This is a genomic window from Burkholderia diffusa (assembly GCF_001718315.1).
Taxonomy (GTDB): domain Bacteria; phylum Pseudomonadota; class Gammaproteobacteria; order Burkholderiales; family Burkholderiaceae; genus Burkholderia; species Burkholderia diffusa_B.
Genome location: NZ_CP013364.1, coordinates 729,975 through 751,524 on the forward strand (window position 1 = coordinate 729,975; position 21,550 = coordinate 751,524).

Consider the following 21,550-nt stretch of genomic DNA (forward strand, 5'->3'; position numbering starts at 1 on the left):
CTACTCCTTCACGAACAGCTTGCGCGGCACGTTGCAAAACGTCTCCACGCCGGTTTCGGTGATCAGGATGCTTTCGGTGATCTCCAGCCCCCAGTCGTCGAGCCACAGCCCGGGCATGAAATGGAACGTCATGCCGGGTTCGAGCACCGTGCGATCGCCCGGGCGCAGGCTCATCGTGCGCTCGCCCCAGTCCGGCGGGTAGCTCGCGCCGATCGGGTAGCCGCAGCGGCTGTCCTTGTCGATGCCCGCGCGGCGCAGCACCGCGAAAAATGCATTCGCGATGTCCTCGCATACGTTGCCGGGCTTCGCGGCCGCGAGTCCCGCCTCGATCCCCTCGACCACCGCGCGTTCGCCTTCGATGAAGTGGGCGGGCGGCTTGCCGAGATAGACGGTGCGCGACAGCGGGCAGTGATAGCGGCGGTAGCAGCCGGCGATCTCGAAAAACGTGCCCGCGCCGCGCGCGAACACCGAGTCGTCCCAGGTCAGGTGCGGCGCGGCCGCGTCGGCGCCGGTCGGCAGCAGCGGCACGATCGCCGGATAGTCGCCACCGAAGCCGTCCGCGCCGCCGATCCCGGTCGCATAGATCTGCGCGACGAGATCGCTCTTCTTCATGCCCGGCTCGATGGTGTCGACGATGTGCGCATGCATGCGCTCGACGATCCGCGCGGCGACGCGCATGTACTCGATCTCGCGCGGCGATTTCACCGCACGCTGCCAGTTCACGAGCGCCGTCGCATCGACCCAGCGCGCCGCCGGCAGATGCTTCTGAAGCGACGCGTACGCCGCTGCGCTGAAGTAGTAGTTGTCTAGCTCGACGCCGATGCGCAGCGTGCTCCAGCCGCGCGCGGCGATCACCTCGGTCGACAGGTAGTCCATCGGGTGACGGGCCGTCGACTGCACGTAGTGATCCAGATAGCCGACGATGCTGTCATGCGACATGAACACGGTGCGCTTCGCGCCGTTCGCGTCCTGGCCGCGGCCGTACCAGACCGGCTCGCCGTCCATCGGCAGCAGCACGCACTGATGCACGTAGAACGACCAGCCGTCATAGCCGGTAAGCCAGGCCATGTTGGTCGGGTCGGTAACGATCAGCAGGTCGATGCCGGCCCGCTGCATCGCCGCGCGCGTCTTCGCGATGCGCGCGGCATACTCGCTGCGCTCGAACGCGAGACGCGGCCCGGCTTCGTGGGTTTCTATGACTGCGGACATCTGTCTCCTCTCAAGTCGTGAGGTCGTTGTGAAAAATCGTGCCCACCTCTGCCGCGCGGGCGCGCTGCAGCGCGAGCACGGCAATAGCGGTGTCCTGTGCACCTGTGCCGGTCAGATCGCAGATCGTGATGTCGTCGCGATGAGTACGGCCATCGCGCAACCCGACAACCACTTCGCCGAGTTCCGGAAACACCGCGTCGGCCGCGACCGCTCCGGCGGCGATCGCGTGCGCGAGTTCGCCGGCCACGCGGGTCTGCTGCAACCGGTCGCAGAAGTAGCGCGCCGCACCGAACACCGACGGCGCAAGTTCGGTCTTGTAGTCGGCATCCGAGCCCATCGCGGTCACGTGCAGCCCCGGATGCAGATCCTCGGCGTGCACGAGCGCCTCACGGCTCGGAGTCGTCGTCACCGCTATGTCCGCGTCGGCGAGCGCCGCATGCACCGAACGCGCGACAACCGCGTCGATTCCGTGCGCGGCACGCACGTCGGCCGCGAAGCGCGCCGCTCGCTCGGCGTCGCGCGCCCAGACGGTCACGTGCGTGATGTCGCGCACAAGCCTTAATGCATCGAGCTGCAGCCGCGCCTGTTCGCCCGCGCCAATGATCGCCGCGCGTCGCGCATCGGCGCGCGCGAGCCGGCGCGCGGCCACCGCGCCGGCCGCGGCGGTGCGCACGGCCGTCAGGTAGCCGTTGTCGAGCAACACGGCTTCGGTGAGGCCGGTGCGCGCGGACAGCACGAGCATTAGCCCGTTCAGGCTCGGCAACCCGAGCGACGGGTTGTCGAAGAAGCCGGGACTCACCTTGATCGCAAAGCTGTCGAAGCTCGGCAGGTACGCCGTCTTCACGTCGACTTCACCGTGCCGCGCCGGCAACGCGAGATTGAGGATCGGCGGCATGACGACTGCGTCGGTCGCGAGCGACACGAATGCGGCCTCGACCTGGTCGATCGCGGCCAGATCGAGCGGGACCAGTGCGCGCAGTTGCGCCTGCCCGAGCAGCATGACGGGATGGGCCATGTCAGTTCTCCGAAACGAGCCGGCGATGCACGGCCATGTCGATGTTCGCACCGCTGACGATCACGACGATCGGACCGCCGCGATCGCGACGCGCGATCCGTTCGTCCAGCAATGCGGCCATGCCGACCGCACCCGCGCCTTCCACGACCAGACGCTCTTCGCGGTACGCATGCATGACGCCGCGCGCGATCGCCGGCTCGTCGAGCAGCACGACGCCGTCGGCGAGTGCGCGCGTCATGTCGAACGTATAACGGTTGTCCAGACCGATGCCACCGCCGAGCGAATCGGCGAGCGTCGGCTGTTCATCGATGTCGATCGGTCGTCCGGCCGCGAGACTCGCGTGCATCGCGGCACCGCGCGCCATCGACACGCCGATCACCTCGATCGCGGGCCGGATCGCCTTCGCGGCAAACGCAACGCCGCTGAACAACCCGCCGCCGGACAGCGGCACGACGAGCGTGCACGTATCGGGCAGCGCTTCGAGAATCTCGACGCCGATCGTCGCCTGCCCCGCGATGATGCGCGGGTCGTCGAACGGCGGCACGTACGCGTAGCCTTCATCGCGCACGAGGCGCCGCGCCTCGGCCTGCGCGTCGTCCTGGCTGTCGCCGGCGATCACGACCCGCGCACCGAGCGCGGCAACCGCGTCGACCTTGTTCGCCGGCACGAGCGACGACATGCAGACCGCGGCCTCGATACCGAACGTGCGTGCCGCATGGGCGACCGCGCGGCCGTGGTTTCCGGTCGATGCGGTGACGACGCGCGTCACGCGCCGTGCCGCGAGCTCGGCGAGCGCGTTGGTCGCGCCGCGCAGCTTGAAGCTGCCGGTCGGCTGCAGCGTTTCGAGTTTCAGATGAACGGAGGCGCCGGTCCGCGCGGACAACGCGGCGGACGCGACAAGCGGCGTAACGCACGCGTGCCCGGCGATGCGTCGGCGCGCGCGGTAGACGTCGGACAGCGACAGGAAGGACATGAATCGCACGCCTCATCATTGATGTAGTGCGATCCAGTCTAATGTTCCAAATTGCGCTTTCGAATGTCCTGATACATTGTGCGTCGCTGGCACGACGCCCGCTTCGCTTCAGTGAAAATCGTGCACGTGCGGATACTGCTCGAACACGCCCGCGATCGTCGCCAGCGCAGCGTTGCATGCAGCATCCGTCGTCTCCGCACCGATGCACACACGCACCGCGTTCGGCCGCTCGGTGCCGCCGACGAGGAACGGATCGGGCGACGTCACCGCGATCTTGCGGGCGCGCAATTCGCGCACGAGCCGGTCAGCCTGCCAGTAGTCGGGCACGCGCAACCACGCCGACAGCGCATTCGGATGCGCACCCAGCACATAGGGGCCGAGCGCGGCCTTCACCATGTCCTGACGCACCGCGAGCCGTTGCCGCTGCAGTTCGACGAGCCGCCGCGCGGTGCCGTCTGCGATCCAGCGCGTCGCGATCTCCGCGATCGGTGACGTCGCCATCCAGCTGCTCACGCGCAGCACGCTCTCGACACGCAGCGCGAGCCGCCTCGGCATCGCGAGATAGCCGGTGCGCAGCCCGGTCAGCACCGATTTCGTCATGCTCGTGCAGTAGAAGCCGAGGTCGGGAATCAGGCTCGCGATCGGCGTGGCCGTCTTCGCGGGCAGTGGGCCGTATACGTCGTCCTCGATCACGTACACGCCATAGCGCGACGCAATGCGCGCAATCGACTTGCGGCGCGAATCGGACATCATCGATACGGTCGGGTTATTGAGGGTCGGCGTGCAAACGAGCGCACTGATCCGCTCGCCGTCGCACATTTCCTCGAAATGTTCGGGACGGATCCCGTGTTCGTCCATCTCGAGCCCCTTCAGCGTAAACCCGAGCACGTTCGCGGAGCCAATTACGCCGTGGTCGGTCAGGCTCTCGCACAGCACGGTGTCGCCCGGCCCGACGATCGACGCGAGCGCGAGGAAGATGCCGTGCGCGGCACCGTTCGTGATCAGCAGCGATTCGGGATGAACCGGCAGATTGAGTGACGCGAGCCATGCGGCGCCGGCCTCGCGATGCGCATCGAGGCCCGCGATCGGACGGAACGAGCGAATCCAGGGCTGGTCGTCGGCATCGGCCAGCGCCGCGCAGACGGCCCGCCACGCGGCATCGTGCTCCGGCGTGTGGACGATGCGCGCGATCGAGAAGTCGACCAGCTCGCGCTCGGCCGTGTCGAGAATGTAGTTCGACATCGATTCGGTCACGCGCGCGGCCACGAAGCTGCCGCGCCCGACTTCGCAGCGGATCAGGCCCTGTCTCTCGAGTTCCTTGTACGCATTGGTGACGGTCTGCACGCTGACGCCAAGGCTCGACGCCACGTCGCGCTGCGGCGCGAGCCGCGCGCCCGGTGCGAGGGCGCCGCTTTCGATGTCGGCGGCGATCGCCTTCACGAGCCGCTTGTATTTCGACTCGATGCCGTGCACCGTGCCGATCGCGTCGTGCCAACGCGCCGATACCTCGGTCCGTCCCATCTCGATGTCTCCGTCGTAGCTTCCACATGGTCGCTCAGAAAGACACCCGGAAATTATTGTCCTAGTGCAATCGCGTGCTGAACCAGGACGATGCGGCACGCGTGGTGCAATCCGATCGGGCGGCATGGCCGGTACGCGATCATGCAGGGCCGCATATTTCTTACAACACCCCTACATTCCGGGGCTGATCGCCGGGCCGCCACGTGTCATCGTCGCGTCCGAACCCGATCGCACGCGATATATAAGGAGGCGTCGCACGCCCGCAACCGGGCAGCTTGACCAGCCCGCGACCCGCCGCCTAAATTGCTCGTTGCGGGTCGGCGCCCCGGCGCGTGACGTGACACGCGGGTGACAAAAACGATAGTTTGCTATCGAATGTTTTTGCCCCTATCATCTCGCCCATGACCAACCTGCACGACCTCCGCCTCGCCGTCAGCAGCCTGCTGGTGCTCACCGCGCGCAAATGGCGCCGCACGAGCGACGCCGTGCTGACCGCGTACAACGTGTCCGAAGCCTGCGCGACGCCGTTGCTGATTGCCGGCCGCCTCGGCGAAGGCGTGCGCCAGGGCACGCTCGCCGAGCACGTGGGTATCGAGGGACCGTCGCTCGTGCGCCTGCTCGACCAGCTGTGCGCCGCGGGCCTCGCTCGCCGCGACGAAGATCCGCACGACCGCCGCGCAAAAACGATCTCGTTGACGGCCGCCGGCCGCGCGGTCACCGCGAAGATGGAAGAAGACCTGCGCGTGCTGCGCGCCCAGGTGCTCAAGGGCGTCACGCGCGCCGATCTCGAAGCGACGCTGCGCGTGCTGAACGCATTCAACGCGGCCGATGCGCAGCATCCGGCATCGCGTCCGCCTCACTCCGCCGGTTCAGCGTCATGACCTATCCGAGCCTTCGTGATTGGCTGTTCTCGGGCAAGACGTTCGCCGCGTCGATGCTGGCGCTGTACCTCGGCCTGTACTTCCAGCTGCCGCGCCCTTACTGGGCGATGGCGAGTGTCTATATCGTATCGAACCCGTTCGTCGGCGCGACGCGCTCGAAGGCGCTGTATCGCGCGCTCGGCACCGCGCTCGGCGCGGCAGCGGCGATCCTGTTCGTGCCGCCGTTCGTCGAAACGCCGTTCCTGTTCAGCATCATCGTTGCAACGTGGTGCGGCACGCTGCTCTACCTCGCGATCTCCGACCGCACCGCGCGCAGCTATGTCTTCATGCTTGCCGGCTATACGATGCCGCTGGTCGCGCTGCCTACGGTGGCCGATCCGTCGACGATCTTCGACGTCGCGATCGCGCGGACCGAGGAAATCGTGCTCGGCATCGTGTGCGCGAGCGTGGTCGGCAGCGCCGTATTCCCGAACCGGCTTGCGCCGACGCTGATCGAGCGCACCGACGCATGGTTCAAGGACGCAGCGTTCTATGGCCGCGAGACGCTGTCGGGACGCATCGCTGGCAAGGCGCTGTCGGCGTGCCGGCAACGCCTCGCCGCAACCATCACCGGCCTTGAATTCCTGCTGAGCCAGCTGAGCTACGACCATGCGCACCCGCGCGTGCTCGCCCGTGCGCAGGCGCTCGCAGGTCGCATGCAGTTGTTCCTGCCGCTGATGTCGTCGCTCGCCGATCCGCTGATCGCGCTGATGCGCGACCTGCACGTGCGACCCCCGGCACTCGACGCGCTGCTCGCCGACGCGGCAAAGTGGTTCGACGCGCCGTTGCCGGCCGTGAAGGCCGGCATCGACGGCGACGTGGCCCACGATCCGGTCGCAGACAATCTGCGTGAGCGCATCGCGTCGCTGCAGCCGTCCGACGGCGCGCTCGCGAGCTGGGACGGCGCGCTGCTGTCGAACGCGCTTTGGCGGCTGCATCAGGTCATCGACATCTGGCAGGACTGCCGCTCGCTGCGCGCGCTGATCGCGAACGAGTCGGGCATCTGGCAGCCGCGTTACCGGCATTGGCGTCTCGGCGGCACGGAACGCTTCTTCGATCGCGGGATGATGCTGTTCTCGACGCTGACCGTCGTGCTCGCGATCATGTTCGCGTGCTGGCTGTGGATCTCGTCGGGCTGGCACGACGGTGCCGCGGCCGTCACGCTCGTGGCCGTGTCGTGCAGCTTCTTCGCCGCGCTCGACGAACCGGCACCGCTGGTGTTCAAGTTCTTCCTGTCGACGGCTGCGAGCGTCGTGTTCGCCGGGCTGTACCTGTTCGTCGTTCTGCCGCACGTGCACGACTTCCCGATGCTCGTGCTGATGTTCGCGGGGCCGTTCATCCTGATCGGCACGCTGCTGCCACGCCCGCAGTTCAACATGGTGACGATGCTCGTCGCGGTGAACACCGCCACCTTCATCAGCATCCAGAGCGCGTACGACGCCGATTTCTTCGTGTTCCTGAACAGCAATCTCGCGGGCGTCGCCGGGCTGCTGTTCGCGTACGTGTGGACGCGCGCGACGCGTCCGTTCGGCGCGGAACTTGCAGTGCGGCGCCTGCTGCGCTCGGGCTGGGAGGACGTCGCGCGCTCCGCGTCGACGCAGCCGCTCGACGACCAGCGCAACCACGCATCGCGCATGCTCGATCGCGTCACGCAACTGCTGCCGCGCCTCGGCGCGTCGGACGACCACCGCCACCCGTCGATCGAGAGCTTCCGCGACCTGCGCATCGCGCTGAATGCGCTCGACCTGCACCGCTCGCGCCGCAAGCTGACGGGCGACGTACCCGACGCGATCGACCGCGTGCTGGCCGGCGTCACCGAGCACTACACGCGCTGCGCGGCCGCCAATGCGCGACAGCCTGCACCACCGGCGTTGCTCGCATCGATCGACGATGCGCTGCAACGCGTGGCCGGCCGCAACCTGCCCGGCGCGTCCGCCACATCGGCGGACGACGGCACGGCGCACGCCGCTCCGACTGCGCCTGCCACACCCGCGACACACCGCCGGCTGCGCGATACGCTGCACGCGCTCGTCGGTCTGCGCCTGTCGCTGTACCCGGCCGCGTCCGCGCAGCCGCCGCATGCCGCACCGGATGGAGCGCGCGCATGATCCCGCTACCCAACCTGTCTTTCCGACCGCGACCATGATCGGCGAAATCGACATCTTCGGCGTATTCGTGCCGGCTCCGCTCGTGCTGATGCTGATCGCCTACCTGATCAACACCGTCGTGCGCGCGCTGCTCGAACGCGTCGGCTTTTACCGCCTCGTCTGGCATCGTTCGATCTTCGACCTCGGCATCTATGTGTTCGTGCTTGCCGCCGTCGTCATCGTGTCTCACCATCTCGTGGCTAGCTAACCGTGAAAAAAACCTGGCTCTCGGCAGGGCAGATCCTGCTCACCCTGATCGTCGTCGTCGTGGCCGCCCTCGTCCTGTGGCGGATCATCAACTACTACATGTTCTCGCCGTGGACGCGCGACGGCCACGTGCGCGCCGACGTGATCCAGGTGGCGCCCGACGTGTCGGGGCTCATCACCGCCGTGCAGGTCGCCGACAACCAGGAGGTGAAGCGCGGCCAGGTGCTGTTCGTGATCGATCAGGCCCGCTACACGCTCGCGGAACGGCTGGCCGAAGCCACGCTCGCGCAGCGCCGCGCGACGCTCGCTCAGGCGAAGCGCGAATATGCGCGCAACCTGCAGCTCGGCAACCTGGTCGCCAGCGAGCAGGTCGAGGAAAGCCGCACGCGCGTCGAGCAGGGCGAAGCCGCCGCCGCCGATGCACAGGTGTCGCTCGACACCGCGAAGCTCAATCTGCAGCGCACGACGATCGTGAGCCCCGTCGACGGCTACCTGAACGACCGCGCTCCGCGCGTCGGCGAATACGTGCCGGCTGGCCGCGCAGTGCTGTCGGTCGTCGATCGCAACTCGTTCCGCGTGGACGGCTACTTCGAGGAAACCAAGCTGCGCGGCATCCATATCGGCCAGCCGGTCGACATCGTCGTGATGGGCGAGCCGCATCCGCTGCGCGGCCATGTCCAGAGCATCGTCGCCGCGATCGAGGATCGCGACCGCACGCAGGGCGCGAACCTGCTGCCGAACGTGAACCCCGCATTCAGCTGGGTCCGGCTCGCGCAACGCGTGCCTGTGCGCGTCGTGCTCGACGAGGTGCCCGACGACTTCCGGATGATTGCCGGCCGCACCGCGACCGTCGCGGTGCGCACCGACACGCGCCGCGACGACAATGTGAAGCCGGTTGCCGGTGCTTCCGGAGCAGCCGTGCCGCCTGCGGCATCCGCGCCCGCAGCCGTCAGCGCGACGGGAGCATCGCAATGAAGCGGCATGGCCTGCGCCTCGCGGCGGCACTCGCGCCGCTCGCGCTCGCACTCGGTGCGTGCAAGTCCGTCGGCCCCGACTACAAGCTGCCGCAGCAGGCGTACGTGAATGCGCCGCTCGCGAACCACGCGTTCGATGACGCGAACGGCACGCTCGTATCGCGCAATGCGGTGCCCGGCAACTGGTGGCAGCTGTACGACGATCCCGTGCTCGACGAACTCGTGCGCAGCGCGCTGAAATCGAACACCGACCTGCGCGTCGCGGCCGCCAACCTCGCACGTTCGCGCGCGGCGCTGCAAGTCGCGAACGAACAGGGCGGCTTCTCCGGCAGCGCGGAAGCAGCCGTGCAGCGCGCGCAGGAATCGGCCGAGCAATATCTGCTCGAAAACAAGCTGCCGGTCGTGAACGAAGGTACGGTCGGCATCAGTGTGTCGTACGAACTCGATCTGTTCGGCAAGCTGCGGCGCGGCGTCGAAGCCGCGCGCGCGGACAGCGAAGCCGTGCAAGCGGCCGCCGACCTCGCACGCATCACCGTCGTCGCGGACGTCGTGCGTGCGTACGTCGAATCGTGCTCCGCCGGCGACGAACTCGCGATCGCGAAGCAATCGCTCGCGCTGCAGCAGCAACGCGTGAAGCTGTCGCAGCGCCTGCGCGATGCGGGACGCGGCAACCAGACCGACGTCACGCGCGGCGTCACGCAGGTGCGCACGCTCGCGGCAGACATCCCGCGCTTCGAAGGCCGCCGCAAGATCGCGCAATACCAGCTCGCCGCGCTGCTCGCGCGTTCGCCCGCCGACCTGCCGAAGGCGGTTGCCGAATGCGAACGCCTGCCGAAGCTGCGCCAGCCGATTCCGATCGGAGACGGTGCCGCGCTGCTGCGCCGCCGTCCCGACGTTCGTGAAGCCGAGCGTCAGCTCGCCGCGGCGACCGCGCGGATCGGCGTCGCGACCGCCGCGCTTTATCCGTCGATCAGCATCGGCGCGTCCGCCGGTTCGGTCGGCGTCGCCGCCGACCTGTTCTCGTCCACCACGAATCGCTGGTCGTTTGGACCACTGATCAGCTGGTCGTTCCCGGTCAATGGCCAGCGCGCGCGCGTGCGTGAAGCGGAGGCGGCGACCGGTGGCGCGCTCGCGCACTTCGACGGCGTCGTGCTGAACGCGCTGCGCGAAACGCAGTCGAGCCTCGCGACCTATGCGGCCGACGTGCAGCGCACCGATGCGCTGCGCACGGCCTACGAATCGGCGCGCAGTTCCGCTGACGAAACGCACCGGCTCTATACGGCCGGCCGCGAGTCGTTCATTTCGGATCTCGATGCGACGCGCACGCTGACGAGCGTGCGTGCGCAGGTCGCTGCGGCCGAAGGTCAGGTCGCGGCCGACCAGGTGAAGCTGTTCCTCGCGCTCGGCGGGGGATGGGAAAGCGATGCAAAGGCCGCTGCGGCGCAGCAGACGACGACAGCCGGCGCGCCGGCTGCTGCGTCGACGGCTGCAAAGTAAGCGCGCCCCAGGGCGGCGCGGCGTGCACGACGCGCCTGCCGTCGTGCGGCATCGTGCGTCGTTTCGCATGTCCGGTATGTCGATGCCGACGTCGCGCTTCATCTGCATTGCCGGTAAACTCGTCCGCGGTGTCCGTCATTCGCTGGCCACGCGCCGGCGGCCCATTTCCCGGAGAGTCATCATGCGAACCAGCGCCCGTAATCAATTCGCCGGCCAGATCAGCGCCGTCAAGCCCGGCGCCGTCAACGACGAAATCACGCTGCGTACCCCCGACGGCCTCGACATCGTCGCCGTGATCACGCACGGCAGCGCCGCATCGCTCGGTCTCGCGGCCGGCACCAAGGCATTCGCGCTCATCAAGGCATCGTCGGTGATCGTGATGGTCGACGTCGACAGCAGCAAGGTGTCGGCCCGCAACTGCGTCGCGGGCACCGTGTCGTCGATTGCGAAGGGCGCGGTCAATTCGGAGGTCGTGGTCAAGGCTGCGGGCGGTGCGGAAATCGTCGCGATCGTCACCAACGACAGCGTCGATCATCTCGGCCTCGCGAGCGGCAAGCCCGCGTCTGCGATCTTCAAGGCGTCGAGCGTGATCATCGGCGTCGAGTGATCGGCTGACCGTGCAATTGATCGCAATGGCGCCCCATCGTTCGCCGCGCCCGCGAACAGGGTGCAACGCTGCGTGCACACGCGCACGATGACGTCCGCGCTGGAGCATGCGCGTCAACGCATGTTTCAATCGCTGCTGTCCGGGGCGTACGACACCGACTCCCCGGATGCACGCCTGTTCGGCGCACTGGTTGCTGCACGCGCATGCCGCAACGAACTTGCGCTGCTCGGCCTGTCTTCCGTACGGTTGAGCGGCCTGCTTGCCCGCCGGTTTCCGCACTTGCGTTCCACCGATGCCGCCGCGCTCGTATCGGCCGCCGCCATCGCGCCGCCGCCGGCCGCGCACGCGCAGTTCGTCGCGACACTGCACGCGCTGCTGATGCGGGATGCGCATCCCACCGTCGCACACGACGATGCTGACTGCGTCGCGACAATCATTGCGCATGCGTGCCTGCGCCCCGATCACCTGTGGCGCGATCTGGGCCTCGACGGACGCGACGCGGTCTCCGCGATGCTCGATCGCTATTTCCCCGCGCTCGCTGCACGCAATACCGCGCAGTTACGCTGGAAGAAATTCCTCGCGCAGGAAGTAGCCGCATCGCTCGGGCAGCCGCCTGGGCCCGCGCCTGGATGTCCCGGGTGCGAGGATTTCGGTTTCTGCTTTCCCCGGGCACGATATTGACGACGGCGGCCTGCGCGGCTTGCCGGCGCGCATCGTTTGACCGATCATGCGCGACATCTGTCCATGCGCTGTCCACGCCTTCATTCAATCGCAAGCGTTCACCGGAGAGACAACCGTGGCTGACGTCGCGAGTCCCAATCTGCCGTCGCGTGATTTCGAAACCACGTCGCTGTTCTACTCGAAACTCGGCTTCGTCGAAACGTGGCGCGACGATGGCTGGATGATCCTGCGACGCGGCGACCTGCTGCTGGAATTCTTTCCGCATCCCGGTCTCGACCCGGCCACGAGCTGGTTCAGTTGCTGTTTTCGGCTCGCCGATGTCGTCGCATTTTTCGACGAGGTGCTCGCGGCCGGCATTCCGGAGCAGACGACCGGTTGGCCGCGCGCGCATCGGCCTAAACGGGAGGCATGGGGTGGCAGCGTCGGCGCGCTGATCGACCCGGACGGCTCGTTGATTCGCTTGATTCAGACGGACAACTGAATCGACCCGTGTCGATGGGTGCGGTGGGTACGAAACAACACCCCATAAACGGATACCTTGCGATGCATATTGCGCATGCCATCAACGGTCAATGACGATGGCGGTGGTGAATGTCCGGGAAATGTGCGTGACTGTGCGTGATCGGCAGATGAACGTGAGGATGCGTGTGCGGCTCGTCGCCGTCATACGGAAAATCGTGCGTGTGCTGATGATGTTCATCGTGCCGGTGCCGGTGCGTATGCTCGAGCCGTTCATGCGCGTGCTCGTGTTCGTGCCGTTCGCGCACGTGCAGCCAGATGCCGAGCGCCATCAGCGCGGCAGCGATCCAGAACGTGACGGACGGCAACGCCGGCCAGATCAGCAACGACAGCACGACGCCGAACAGCGGCGCCACCGAAAAATACGCGCCGGTGCGCGCACTGCCGAGGTGACGCAGCGCGACGACGAACAACACGAGACTGATCCCATAGCCGCCGAGGCCGGTCAGCATCGCGGCGACAGCGGCGGGACCGGCGGGCAGCGCCGCGCCGGTCGCGAGTGCGATACCGATGTTCACCGGCCCGGCGACCAGGCCTTTCGCGCACGCGATGACCATCGCATCGTTCGCGGCAACCTTGCGGGTCAGGTTGTTGTCGATTGCCCAGCACAGGCATGCGCCGGCAATCAGCAACGCGCCGCCCGGCATGCCCGTGCGCCCCGGGATCCACGACAGCAGCGTGCCGCCAGCGACGATCGCGACCATGCCGAGAAACACCTGGAGATCCACGTTCTCGCGAAACACGACCCACGCGATGACCGCCGTCAGCACGCCTTCGAGATTGAGCAGCAGCGCACTCGTCGCAGCCGGTGTGCTCGACAGTCCGAGCATCAGCAGCGCCGGACCCGCGACGCCGCCGGCCGCGATCGCGCCAGCGAGCCACGGCAGGTCCGCGCGTCGCAGCGGCGCGGCGTCCTCGGCCGGCAAGCGGCGGCGGCGCAACCGGCGCAGCAGGATCCCGATACCGAGACCGATCCCGCTGCCGAGATAGAACAGGCCGGCGACCATGAACGGCGACATCGCGCCGATCAGCACCTTGGCCAGCGGCGTCGCGGCGCCGAACAGCGCAGCGGCGGTGAGCGCGACGAGAATCGCGGAGTGTCTCGGGTTCATGATGCGGTCTTTGCGTAGGGCGTTGTGCGTGCAGAATCGGCAGCCATCGCGTGATGCGGTGGTGCGTACGGTTTGCCGGTGCCTCTCGATTTCGGTGAATGTCGGGGCGAGTTGCGCTGGCTTTCAGGTACCTGTCGCGTCATGCGCTGCCGGCAATGTACCGGTCCGACGATTCGTGCTGGGCAGATTATCGCGCGTGTGTCATTGGCCGCCAACCAACGTGGCCGTCGTGGGCGTGAATCCGGGTTCCATCTGCAATCCAATTACATTAGGAAAACGAATCATCATGCCGGTATGTGACCGGATGGACGCGGGCCGCCTACACGATGACACACGCGTCGGCCGTCCGCTCTCAAGATCGATGCGCAGCCGCACGCGATGCCCATCCATTCAACATTCGCCGGAGCGCGGCGCGACCGCGAATTGATCGATGCATGCCGCCCCTGGCAGATATCCCGTCGCCACGCTCGCCTGGTGTGACAAATACCTTGCATACAAGGCAGCCGCCGACACGCTTTCGTTGTCGGTTCGATTGGCAGTTCGATGCTGATTGCGTGAGGCCGACTGGCTGTGCCGCCAGCGGAGGCAGTCCCGACCTGCCCTCGGGGCAGATCGGTCTGTTATGTGATGTGCTGCATGCGCGATGCAGCCAGGCCGTCGCCACGCGGTCGCGCGGCGACACGTCGCGTGTTACTCGCTCGCGGCCGTTTGCTGCTCGGGCTGCGGTGCTGCGTCGGCCGGTACGTCTGCGGTCGCCGGCTGCGACGCGGCGGCGTCGGCTTGCGCTTGCGCCTTCGGCTGTTGCTGTGCGCCCTTCGCCGCTTGCGCTCCGCCCTTGTTGCCCGGACGGCGCGATTTCAGCCGGCGCGCACGCGCCGCGTCGTCGTGCGTCACGCGCCCCGCTTCGTTGCCTTGCAGATCGACCCGCACCGCGTCTTCGACGAGACACGACCAGTAACGATTGCCGCGGCACCACGTTGACATCGCCTCGCGCAGCTCGGCCTCGCTCAGGCCGACGGCTTGCGCCTCGCGAGCGAGGTCGTCCCAGATACCGACTTTCAGCGGCACCTTCGGGGCCGGATTTTTCGGGAACGCGCGCGGGAAGCGGCGCTGCAGTTTGCCGATCGCGACGATAACCGGATCGACCGGCGTCAACGGCTTCGCCGAAGCGGATTTCGCGCCGGACGACGCTTTGGCCCCGGCACCCGATTTGGCCCCGCGAGCGGGCCGGTCGCCGGACTTCGGCTTCGCGCCTGCGTCCGGTTGCGTAGCCGGTCGCTTCGCGTTGCGCTCCTGCTTGGCCTTTGCTGCGAGCTGCGCCCGCAATTCGGCAAGTTGTTCAAAACCCATAATTCAATCCACCAGGAATATAAGGCGTGGTTCGTGCAGCCATTCCGCACATCGGCGTTCGCCGCATCGCCTGCGGCTCATCTGCCACCGACGCGGATCATTGCGGGGCCGCATCGCCACCACCACTGTTTCAGGCACCCGGCCACGATGCCGGACAAAGGCAGGAGTGGAAGTATACCGGTACGCGCGGCCATCGGTTGACTCAGCGGTTCGCATTTGACGGATCCGAGGCAAAGGCCATGCGTCCGCGCGGTCGTGCAGCGCATTATGGCGGCGTTTTCGCGGTGGATCGACCCTCGCGTTACGTAGTGTCGTTAACGGTACTTTCGGGTTCGGTGCACCGATCGCGCGACTCATCGGTTATTCCACACTACGAAATGGCGCCCAATGGTATGGATAACGAAAACGCCGATACCTGGGGTTCGCATCTCCGAGGGATCGGGCTGTTGCATACAATTCGCGTGGCGTCGCGGGTTTCCTCAATCGCTGCCGGCATTCTTTTCTATTAGTTGCGTCCGCATCTATCGTCGATTGTGCGGCGGCGTCGGTGCGCCAGCGTGGCGCCGGTTTTCGCCGCTGTCGCAGACCGCGATGCGATTCGCGTGAGCGACGGCTCACGAAAAGTAGGGGTCTTGTGAATTCAGTGCAATCGGGCGCTGCACACCAGGCGCCGCGCTCCGGTCGTTGCACGCGGCCGCGGCTACGCTTCTGCCGGCTCGATCACCGGCAGTCAGAACACGCCAAGCGCCAAACCCGCAGCGAGACCCGCACCGACCTCCGCGCACCGTGCGAGATCCTCGCTGCCAATCGTCTTCGGCGCGAGGATCCGCTCCGGTGTTTGCGCATGGGTGCAGACAATCAGGCCCGGCACCACATTTCTGAGCCGCCATCCGGTCGCGATTCTGTCAATCTGGCGCAGCGCGCTCTGTCCGTCGCTGCCAGCACAGATCATCGCCGCATACGGGCGACCGTTCACGCGATCGAGCGCAGCGTAGTAACAGCGATCGAAGAAGTCCTTCATCAGCCCCGACATCGCAGCGAGATTTTCCGGCGTAGCAAACAGGTAGGCGTCGGCAGCGAGCACGTCGTCCGCGCTGGTCGCATTCGCGCGCTGCAACCTGACGTCGACGCCGGGTTGCTCGCGCGCGGCATCCGCGGCCGCTTCGGCCATCTGCTGCGTGCCTCCGGTCATCGTGTGATAGACGATCAACAGCGTCTTCATCAATTTTTGCTCGCGTTCGGTTTCATTTGCCCCTTTCACATGCGTCGGTCCGCCTCAATCCAGCTACGTCCACGTGTGTACCAGTGCCTGCATTCGCCGGTTGTCGAATGGCGCTTTTCTCGAGGCGATGGATGAGGCTTGCCTTGCGGATATCGACACGACTGTTTCGCTTCGCGCCTCACACGACGCGCGGTCAGTCCTGCCCGGTACGAGTCACATCGGTGTGGTTCGCGCGCGCGTAGTACGCAAGAAACATGTCGGCGGCCGTTTCCGCGACCTTCTGCTGTTCGTGTGCGCCGAGCGGCGGCTGGCCCATCGTCACTTGCGGCCAGAACGCGAACGCCTTCACGAGCCCGTGCAGTTGATGCGCGGCAAACTCGGGATCGGTCACCGACAACCGGCCAGCCGCCGCGGCCGCACGAATCCAGATTGTCAGGTCTTCTTCACGCTCGCCCATGCGTTCGACCATATCTCGCGCGCGTTCCGGCGAGTGGATAACCGCACCAATCGCAACGCGGGCGAGGGCAAGAAACGCTTCGTCGTTCAGCAACCGCAATTTGCGGCCCAGCAGCGCGAGAAGCTGGTCGCGCAGCGGCACGTCGGCACGATAAGCCGGTGCGCTGGCGGTCAGCGTCGCGTCCCACAATTGATGCAGGATCGCCGCGAACAATGCTTCCTTGCTCGCGAAGTGGTTGTAGACGGTGCGCTTCGACACGTCCGCGCGCGCGGCGATGCGATCCATGCTGGTCGCGTCATAGCCGGCCGCAAGGAATTCCTCGATCGCCGCGGCTAGTATTGCCGCACGCTTTCGATCGGTCAGCCGTTGAGGAGAAGTGCTCGTATCCATCAAAAAATTTTACACCCGTCAGTTTACTTTTCCCAGAGATAAACTACACTGATCGGTGTACTTTATTTTCCGGACGAATCGACATGGCTTCGCCTCTCGTATTTCTTCATCGCGTATTGGGTTTCGCCGCTGCCAGGCGTGGTCGAACGCTGTCCGGCGAGTCGCCGCAGCACAACGGCGTGCGCTTCAGCAACGTTGCTCCGCGACCGGCCGAAGGCTTCGGCAAAACGTTCAGCATTGCATGGAACATGCTGATCAACAAACCACGCGACACGGTTCCGACAAGCGCATTGCCCATCGATTCACTGACTCGCGAACAACTCGACGCAGCCCCGGATCGCAGCCTGTATCGGCTAGGGCATTCCACGCTGCTACTGAAACTGCGCGGCGAATTCTGGCTGACCGATCCTGTATTTGCCGAACGTGCATCGCCGTTTCGGCGCATCGGCCCAAAGCGCTTCCATGCGCCACCGATTACGCTTGAACACCTCCCGCCGTTGCGCGGCGTAATCCTGTCGCACGATCATTACGATCACCTCGACCGTGACACGGTGCTCGCGCTTGCAGCAACGACTAGCGTGTTCGTCACGACATTGGGCGTTGGCGACCGCCTGATCGAATGGGGTATCGAAGCAAAAAAGGTGCGCCAGCTCGACTGGTGGCAAAGTGTCGACGTCGATGGTCTGACACTGACCGCGACGCCGGCACAGCACTTCTCCGGACGCAGCTTGTTTGATGGCAACAGCACGCTGTGGGCGTCATGGGTCATCGTCGACGACGATCTGCGGGTGTTCTTCAGCGGCGACACCGGCTACTTCGATGGTTTCCGCACAATCGGCGAACGGCTTGGGCCCTTCGACGTGACACTGATCGAGACCGGGGCATACGACCCGCAATGGCCCTACGTGCACATGCAACCGGAAGAAACCGTGCAAGCGCACATCGACCTGCGCGGTCGCACGCTGATGCCGATTCACAACGGCACGTTCGATCTCGCGATGCACCATTGGCAAGAACCGTTCGAGCGCGTCACCGCGTTGGCAATGGTACGCGGCATTGAGCTGTCGACGCCCAGGATGGGCGAGCGGCTCGATCTGGATGCGCCGCATCGCGGTGAACGCTGGTGGCGAACGGTCGATGAGCCGGCAAAGGCTCCGGCGACGAAGTGGCGTCGGTGGCAGCAGATGTGCACATCGCAGGCGACGAAGTAGGTCCGCTGGCCGCGGCGGTCTCCGGCCGGAAACGTCGCGGCAGCGAATTTTCGTCGTGCTGTGTGGCTTCGTCACGGACTCTTGGGTCGATCGTGGGCGACGACGATCGATCGCGCTCCCGGCAGCAAACATCCGTCAGAGACCGAGCTATATATGACCGACCCAATTGTGACGATGCACTCGCCCTCTTGACGCAAAATCTCCAGGTTGCTGCCTCATCCGCACCGCGATAAACACAGGCCAAGCCTATCCGAAGCGATCATCGAGGCAGTCTACAGAATCCGGCTTAGCTCAACGTTGCCTTGGAGCGCGTCGCAAACTCAAGATTGACCAGGCCTCGCTTCGATTCCTCCCATTGCCTGCAGACTTGTAATCCGGCGCCGTCGACGCTGCGCGTTGTCACGTGACAACTAGCGATGAAGAACTCGCCACATCTATTGAATCCTTGCTAGCCTGTTCCGCGCGGGGTATTGATCTCAAACAGATCAATCGAACTACAGTCGATCCGATGGATCGTATTATTTATCACACAACACGTGTTGATTGATACATTATCGCGCCAACCGTGATTATCTAACCCAAGCAGCGCGCGCCAGATTCATGTGCCCCCATTTTGCCTGTTGCTCGCGCTTGTTTTGCGTGAAACAGCATGAAGAAAGTGCCGCAACCCTTTGCCAGGTAAGGGTTTCGGGACCATTACCCTTTTTGAAGAATTGTTTCACGCCCGACAGATTTGCGCCGTCTTGCATCGCCAACGCGTGCATGAAGTCGCGTCCAGCCAATCAAGAACGCGTGACGCGATGCCAGTGCTCTCTACGTCGGATCAACGGGGGCACAACAAGATTCAATTCTGCCCCCGCCCGCCTCACCGCCGTTGCCCCGAGCCCGTTGATCTGTTCCGTTTATTAGGGCCATATCAATCCCTCGGTTGGCCGGCCGGTGGAGATTGAAAGCATGCGTCGCTCCGGAGCCTCGAGAGAAGACCTCGATCGGCTCGGCCAGCATAGATCACACATATATCCCCGCTCGTCCGGCAAATCCTCTTACGCCGTCACTGAAGATTTCTCGGCAGCATCAAGCTGATCATTCCAGCATCAAGCCGAAGTGGTTGTCACGTGACAACAAACCGATGGTCTACACATCAGTGATCCGGCCCAATTGGCCCCGATTCACTCATATATCGAACGGACTTCTTCGCATTCGCAAACTACTATCGTGACTGCGTTGAGCTTGAGGATATGCGTCTAGGATCGCCGCCAGGCAGGTTGTCACGTAACAACCCGCATCAGTTGCAGTCGCAGCGCAAGCACCATCCGCCATATCTGGACGCAAGTCGATGTAATGAGGGGCGACGAAGAAGAAATCGCGGATATCGCGATCGCGCGTCGAGTCTGCTTGCTTCCCGTCCACAAGCGTTTGATGTCTTGGCTAGTCAAGTCAATTTGTCACGTGACAACTCGAATCCTGACACCGCTCCGGATCACAAGCCGATCGCCAAACTGCGTCGAGATTACCAACGATAGCGACATCAGATCTAGGAACCACTGTCATGAACTCGGGTCCTGCGACGCTGACGTCCTCAACACTTCCATTAGCACCTTACGTCGAGTGCCATGCCGTAATTTTGTTTACATCACTTTTGAATCAAAGTACTTAACTAGCCATTTGACCTGCTTGTCACGTGACAACAACATCTATAGAAAAATTTCTCTTCCCGTCTAACACTTTTCTGGACTTTTCCACAATAACTGCATATATTACGCAAAACTCCTTGGAGAGATTTAATGGCTTTCAAGATCGCCGTCAGTAATCAAAAAGGTGGTACTGGAAAGACCACCATTTCCGTCAATATCGCTGCGGCCTTCGAGGCGGGCGGCAACAAAGTTGCTTTGATCGATGCCGACCCCCAAGGCACATCGGTCAGATGGGTGACGAGCGGCGAAAACACGCTTCCGATGACAGTCCTGTCGTTAGCCCCCGCCGGTCGCGGTATCGGCGGCGAAATCAAGAAGCAGGATGCAAATTTCGACGTGATCGTCGTCGATTGCCCCGGCAACCTCGAAGACCCCCGCATTGCGTCCGTGCTCGAAGTCGCCGATTTCTGCCTCGTGCCGCTGTCGCCGTCGCCGGCCGATCTGTACAGCACCGTCGCGATGATTCGGATGATCGAGTCAATGCGGGCCGTTCGTAACCCGAATTTGTCTTCCGCGCTGATGCTAAATAGCGTCAATGGAAAAACTAAAATGCGAGAAGAAATTTTAAAAATTCTAAGGGCTGAAGAAATAGGGGAGCATCTGCTCGACAGCCAGATTGCGCAGCGCGAGGTGTACCGACAGACGTTCGCCCTTGGCACCACGATTCATCATCACAATCGATACCTGAAGGGGCTAAAAGAAGCCCGCGCGGAAATCGAGAGGCTGGTCACCGAAATGGCCCAATACATCGCGTCGACGCGCGCTACCGGAGCCGCTCATGGCTAAGGACACATCGAAAGAGAAGAAGCCGACTGGCAACCTGCATCTCGCAGCCGGCTTGCTGCGCGGGCTCGCGCAGGAAAACGCGGCGCTGGAAACGCGCCTGCCCGAGCCGGCGCCCGCACCGAATCTGGCGGTCGAGGCCCCGACCGCTACCACGATCGTTGCCACGCCCGCCGACGCGCTCGATCTCGGCGCCCCGCAGAAAGTTGCCGTCAAGGACTGCATCCCGAACCCGTTCAACCCGCGCGTGTTCTATTCCGAGTCGAGCCTGCACGAGCTCGCACTGACGCTGAAGCGGGAAGGGCAGATCGAACCGATCAAGGTCACGCGTCTCCCGGAATTTCCCGGCAAGCTCGTCGTGATCGACGGACAACGCCGCTTGCGCGCGACGAGCATCAACGGCGACGAAACCATCAATGCGACGTTTCGCACGGACCACACCCCCGAGCAGCTCTACACGATCGCGTATCGCGCCAACCATGACCACGAACGCCAGACCATCTTCGATGATGCGGTGGCGTGGAAACGTCTCCTCGACGAAAAGGTCTTTCCCGACCAGAACACGCTCGCGGAGAAGATCGGCAAGGACAAGGCATCAATCAGCAAGACACTGTCGCTGAATGCACTACCGAACACGCTGCTCGAACGGATGGCCAGCGCGAACGATGTGGTCGGGCTGCAAGCCGCGTACTTCCTGAAACTGATTTTCGAGCGCCTCGGCGAACCGGCGGCCGACCGTCTGCTCACGGCGGTGATCGACCGGAAAAAGTCGGTGCGCGACCTCGAGAATTTCCTGCGCGCGCAGAGCGACGGCAACAAGAAGGCCGGGCGTACACGTTACAGCGTTCGCCACGATTTCGCGCTCGAATCACGCGCGATCGGTCAGTTGAAGACTTATCCGGACGGGCGTCTGGATCTGCAACTGAAGGGGGTCGATGCGTCCCATCAGGAAGCGCTTGCCGACCGGCTCAAGACCGTGATCGACGCATACGTCGCTGAACTGGCGGTAGCGGCGCAAAAGTAAAAGAAGGCACCCAAAGCAAAGCCTCGCACCTGCATGG

19 protein-coding genes are annotated in these 21,550 nt (G+C 64.7%); 11 read left to right on the forward strand and 8 right to left on the reverse strand.

Annotation, left to right across the window (positions count from 1 at the left end):
• From doeA to WI26_RS29915, 4 genes are all read right to left on the reverse strand, one after another.
• Positions 1-1,209 carry an ectoine hydrolase DoeA gene (gene doeA / locus WI26_RS29900; RefSeq protein WP_069228226.1) on the reverse strand — a complete coding sequence of 403 codons (1,209 nt, stop codon included), beginning with the start codon at positions 1,207-1,209 and terminating at the stop codon, positions 1-3.
• 10 nt (positions 1,210-1,219) lie between these two features.
• Positions 1,220-2,224 carry a cyclodeaminase gene (locus tag WI26_RS29905; protein WP_069228227.1) on the reverse strand — a complete coding sequence of 335 codons (1,005 nt, stop codon included), beginning with the start codon at positions 2,222-2,224 and terminating at the stop codon, positions 1,220-1,222.
• 1 nt (position 2,225) lies between these two features.
• On the reverse strand, positions 2,226-3,197 hold the full coding sequence (gene eutB / locus WI26_RS29910) for a hydroxyectoine utilization dehydratase EutB (protein ID WP_069228228.1): 972 nt from the start codon (positions 3,195-3,197) through the stop codon (positions 2,226-2,228).
• Between the two features lie 108 nt (positions 3,198-3,305).
• A complete protein-coding gene (locus WI26_RS29915; protein WP_069228229.1) occupies positions 3,306-4,718 on the reverse strand; it encodes a PLP-dependent aminotransferase family protein in 1,413 nt (470 codons plus the stop codon).
• Positions 4,719-5,119: 401 nt separating this feature from the next.
• Here WI26_RS29915 and WI26_RS29920 point away from each other — a divergent pair, with 401 nt between their 5' ends.
• From WI26_RS29920 to WI26_RS29955, 8 genes are all read left to right on the forward strand, one after another.
• Positions 5,120-5,599 carry a MarR family winged helix-turn-helix transcriptional regulator gene (locus WI26_RS29920; RefSeq protein ID WP_059509306.1) on the forward strand — a complete coding sequence of 160 codons (480 nt, stop codon included), beginning with the start codon at positions 5,120-5,122 and terminating at the stop codon, positions 5,597-5,599.
• Positions 5,596-7,746, forward strand: coding sequence for an FUSC family protein (locus tag WI26_RS29925; protein WP_069228230.1), 2,151 nt, complete (start codon positions 5,596-5,598; stop codon positions 7,744-7,746). Before WI26_RS29920 ends, WI26_RS29925 begins: the two co-directional genes overlap by 4 nt.
• Positions 7,747-7,780: 34 nt before the next feature.
• Positions 7,781-7,993 (forward strand): DUF1656 domain-containing protein, encoded by a 213-nt coding sequence (locus WI26_RS29930; protein WP_069228231.1) that lies wholly within the window; start codon positions 7,781-7,783, stop codon positions 7,991-7,993.
• A gap of 2 nt (positions 7,994-7,995) precedes the next feature.
• Positions 7,996-8,967, forward strand: coding sequence for an HlyD family secretion protein (locus tag WI26_RS29935; RefSeq protein ID WP_060323116.1), 972 nt, complete (start codon positions 7,996-7,998; stop codon positions 8,965-8,967).
• Positions 8,964-10,463, forward strand: coding sequence for an efflux transporter outer membrane subunit (locus WI26_RS29940; protein ID WP_069228232.1), 1,500 nt, complete (start codon positions 8,964-8,966; stop codon positions 10,461-10,463). Before WI26_RS29935 ends, WI26_RS29940 begins: the two co-directional genes overlap by 4 nt.
• A gap of 181 nt (positions 10,464-10,644) precedes the next feature.
• Positions 10,645-11,070, forward strand: coding sequence for a TOBE domain-containing protein (locus WI26_RS29945; protein WP_060323122.1), 426 nt, complete (start codon positions 10,645-10,647; stop codon positions 11,068-11,070).
• Between the two features lie 87 nt (positions 11,071-11,157).
• The gene (locus WI26_RS29950; RefSeq protein ID WP_069228374.1) at positions 11,158-11,751 is read left to right on the forward strand and encodes a nitrogen fixation protein NifQ; all 594 of its coding nucleotides are present in this window, start codon (positions 11,158-11,160) and stop codon (positions 11,749-11,751) included.
• A 115-nt stretch (positions 11,752-11,866) separates the two neighbouring features.
• Positions 11,867-12,232 (forward strand): bleomycin resistance protein, encoded by a 366-nt coding sequence (locus WI26_RS29955; protein WP_069228233.1) that lies wholly within the window; start codon positions 11,867-11,869, stop codon positions 12,230-12,232.
• A gap of 88 nt (positions 12,233-12,320) precedes the next feature.
• On the opposite strand, the gene WI26_RS29960 is transcribed toward WI26_RS29955, so the two are convergent.
• The 4 genes from WI26_RS29960 to WI26_RS29975 all read right to left on the reverse strand — a co-directional run bounded on the left by WI26_RS29960 (position 12,321) and on the right by WI26_RS29975 (position 16,801).
• The gene (locus WI26_RS29960) at positions 12,321-13,382 is read right to left on the reverse strand and encodes a DMT family transporter (RefSeq protein ID WP_069228234.1); all 1,062 of its coding nucleotides are present in this window, start codon (positions 13,380-13,382) and stop codon (positions 12,321-12,323) included.
• 690 nt (positions 13,383-14,072) lie between these two features.
• Positions 14,073-14,732 (reverse strand): ProQ/FinO family protein, encoded by a 660-nt coding sequence (locus WI26_RS29965; protein ID WP_069228235.1) that lies wholly within the window; start codon positions 14,730-14,732, stop codon positions 14,073-14,075.
• A gap of 730 nt (positions 14,733-15,462) precedes the next feature.
• Positions 15,463-15,954, reverse strand: coding sequence for a flavodoxin family protein (locus WI26_RS29970; RefSeq protein WP_059536526.1), 492 nt, complete (start codon positions 15,952-15,954; stop codon positions 15,463-15,465).
• 193 nt (positions 15,955-16,147) lie between these two features.
• Positions 16,148-16,801, reverse strand: a complete 654-nt coding sequence (locus WI26_RS29975) for a TetR/AcrR family transcriptional regulator (RefSeq protein ID WP_059536523.1) — start codon at positions 16,799-16,801, stop codon at positions 16,148-16,150.
• Between the two features lie 83 nt (positions 16,802-16,884).
• Between WI26_RS29975 and WI26_RS29980 the strand changes: the two genes are divergently transcribed.
• The 3 genes from WI26_RS29980 to WI26_RS29990 all read left to right on the forward strand — a co-directional run bounded on the left by WI26_RS29980 (position 16,885) and on the right by WI26_RS29990 (position 21,513).
• Entirely contained in the window at positions 16,885-18,012 is a 1,128-nt protein-coding gene (locus tag WI26_RS29980; RefSeq protein ID WP_069228236.1) for an MBL fold metallo-hydrolase, read from the forward strand.
• 1,784 nt (positions 18,013-19,796) lie between these two features.
• A complete protein-coding gene (locus tag WI26_RS29985) occupies positions 19,797-20,492 on the forward strand; it encodes a ParA family protein (protein ID WP_006759638.1) in 696 nt (231 codons plus the stop codon).
• Complete coding sequence (locus WI26_RS29990; RefSeq protein WP_069228237.1) at positions 20,485-21,513, forward strand: ParB/RepB/Spo0J family partition protein; 1,029 nt, start codon at positions 20,485-20,487, stop codon at positions 21,511-21,513. The genes WI26_RS29985 and WI26_RS29990 overlap by 8 nt, the downstream gene beginning before the upstream one ends.
• Positions 21,514-21,550: the final 37 nt, after the last annotated feature.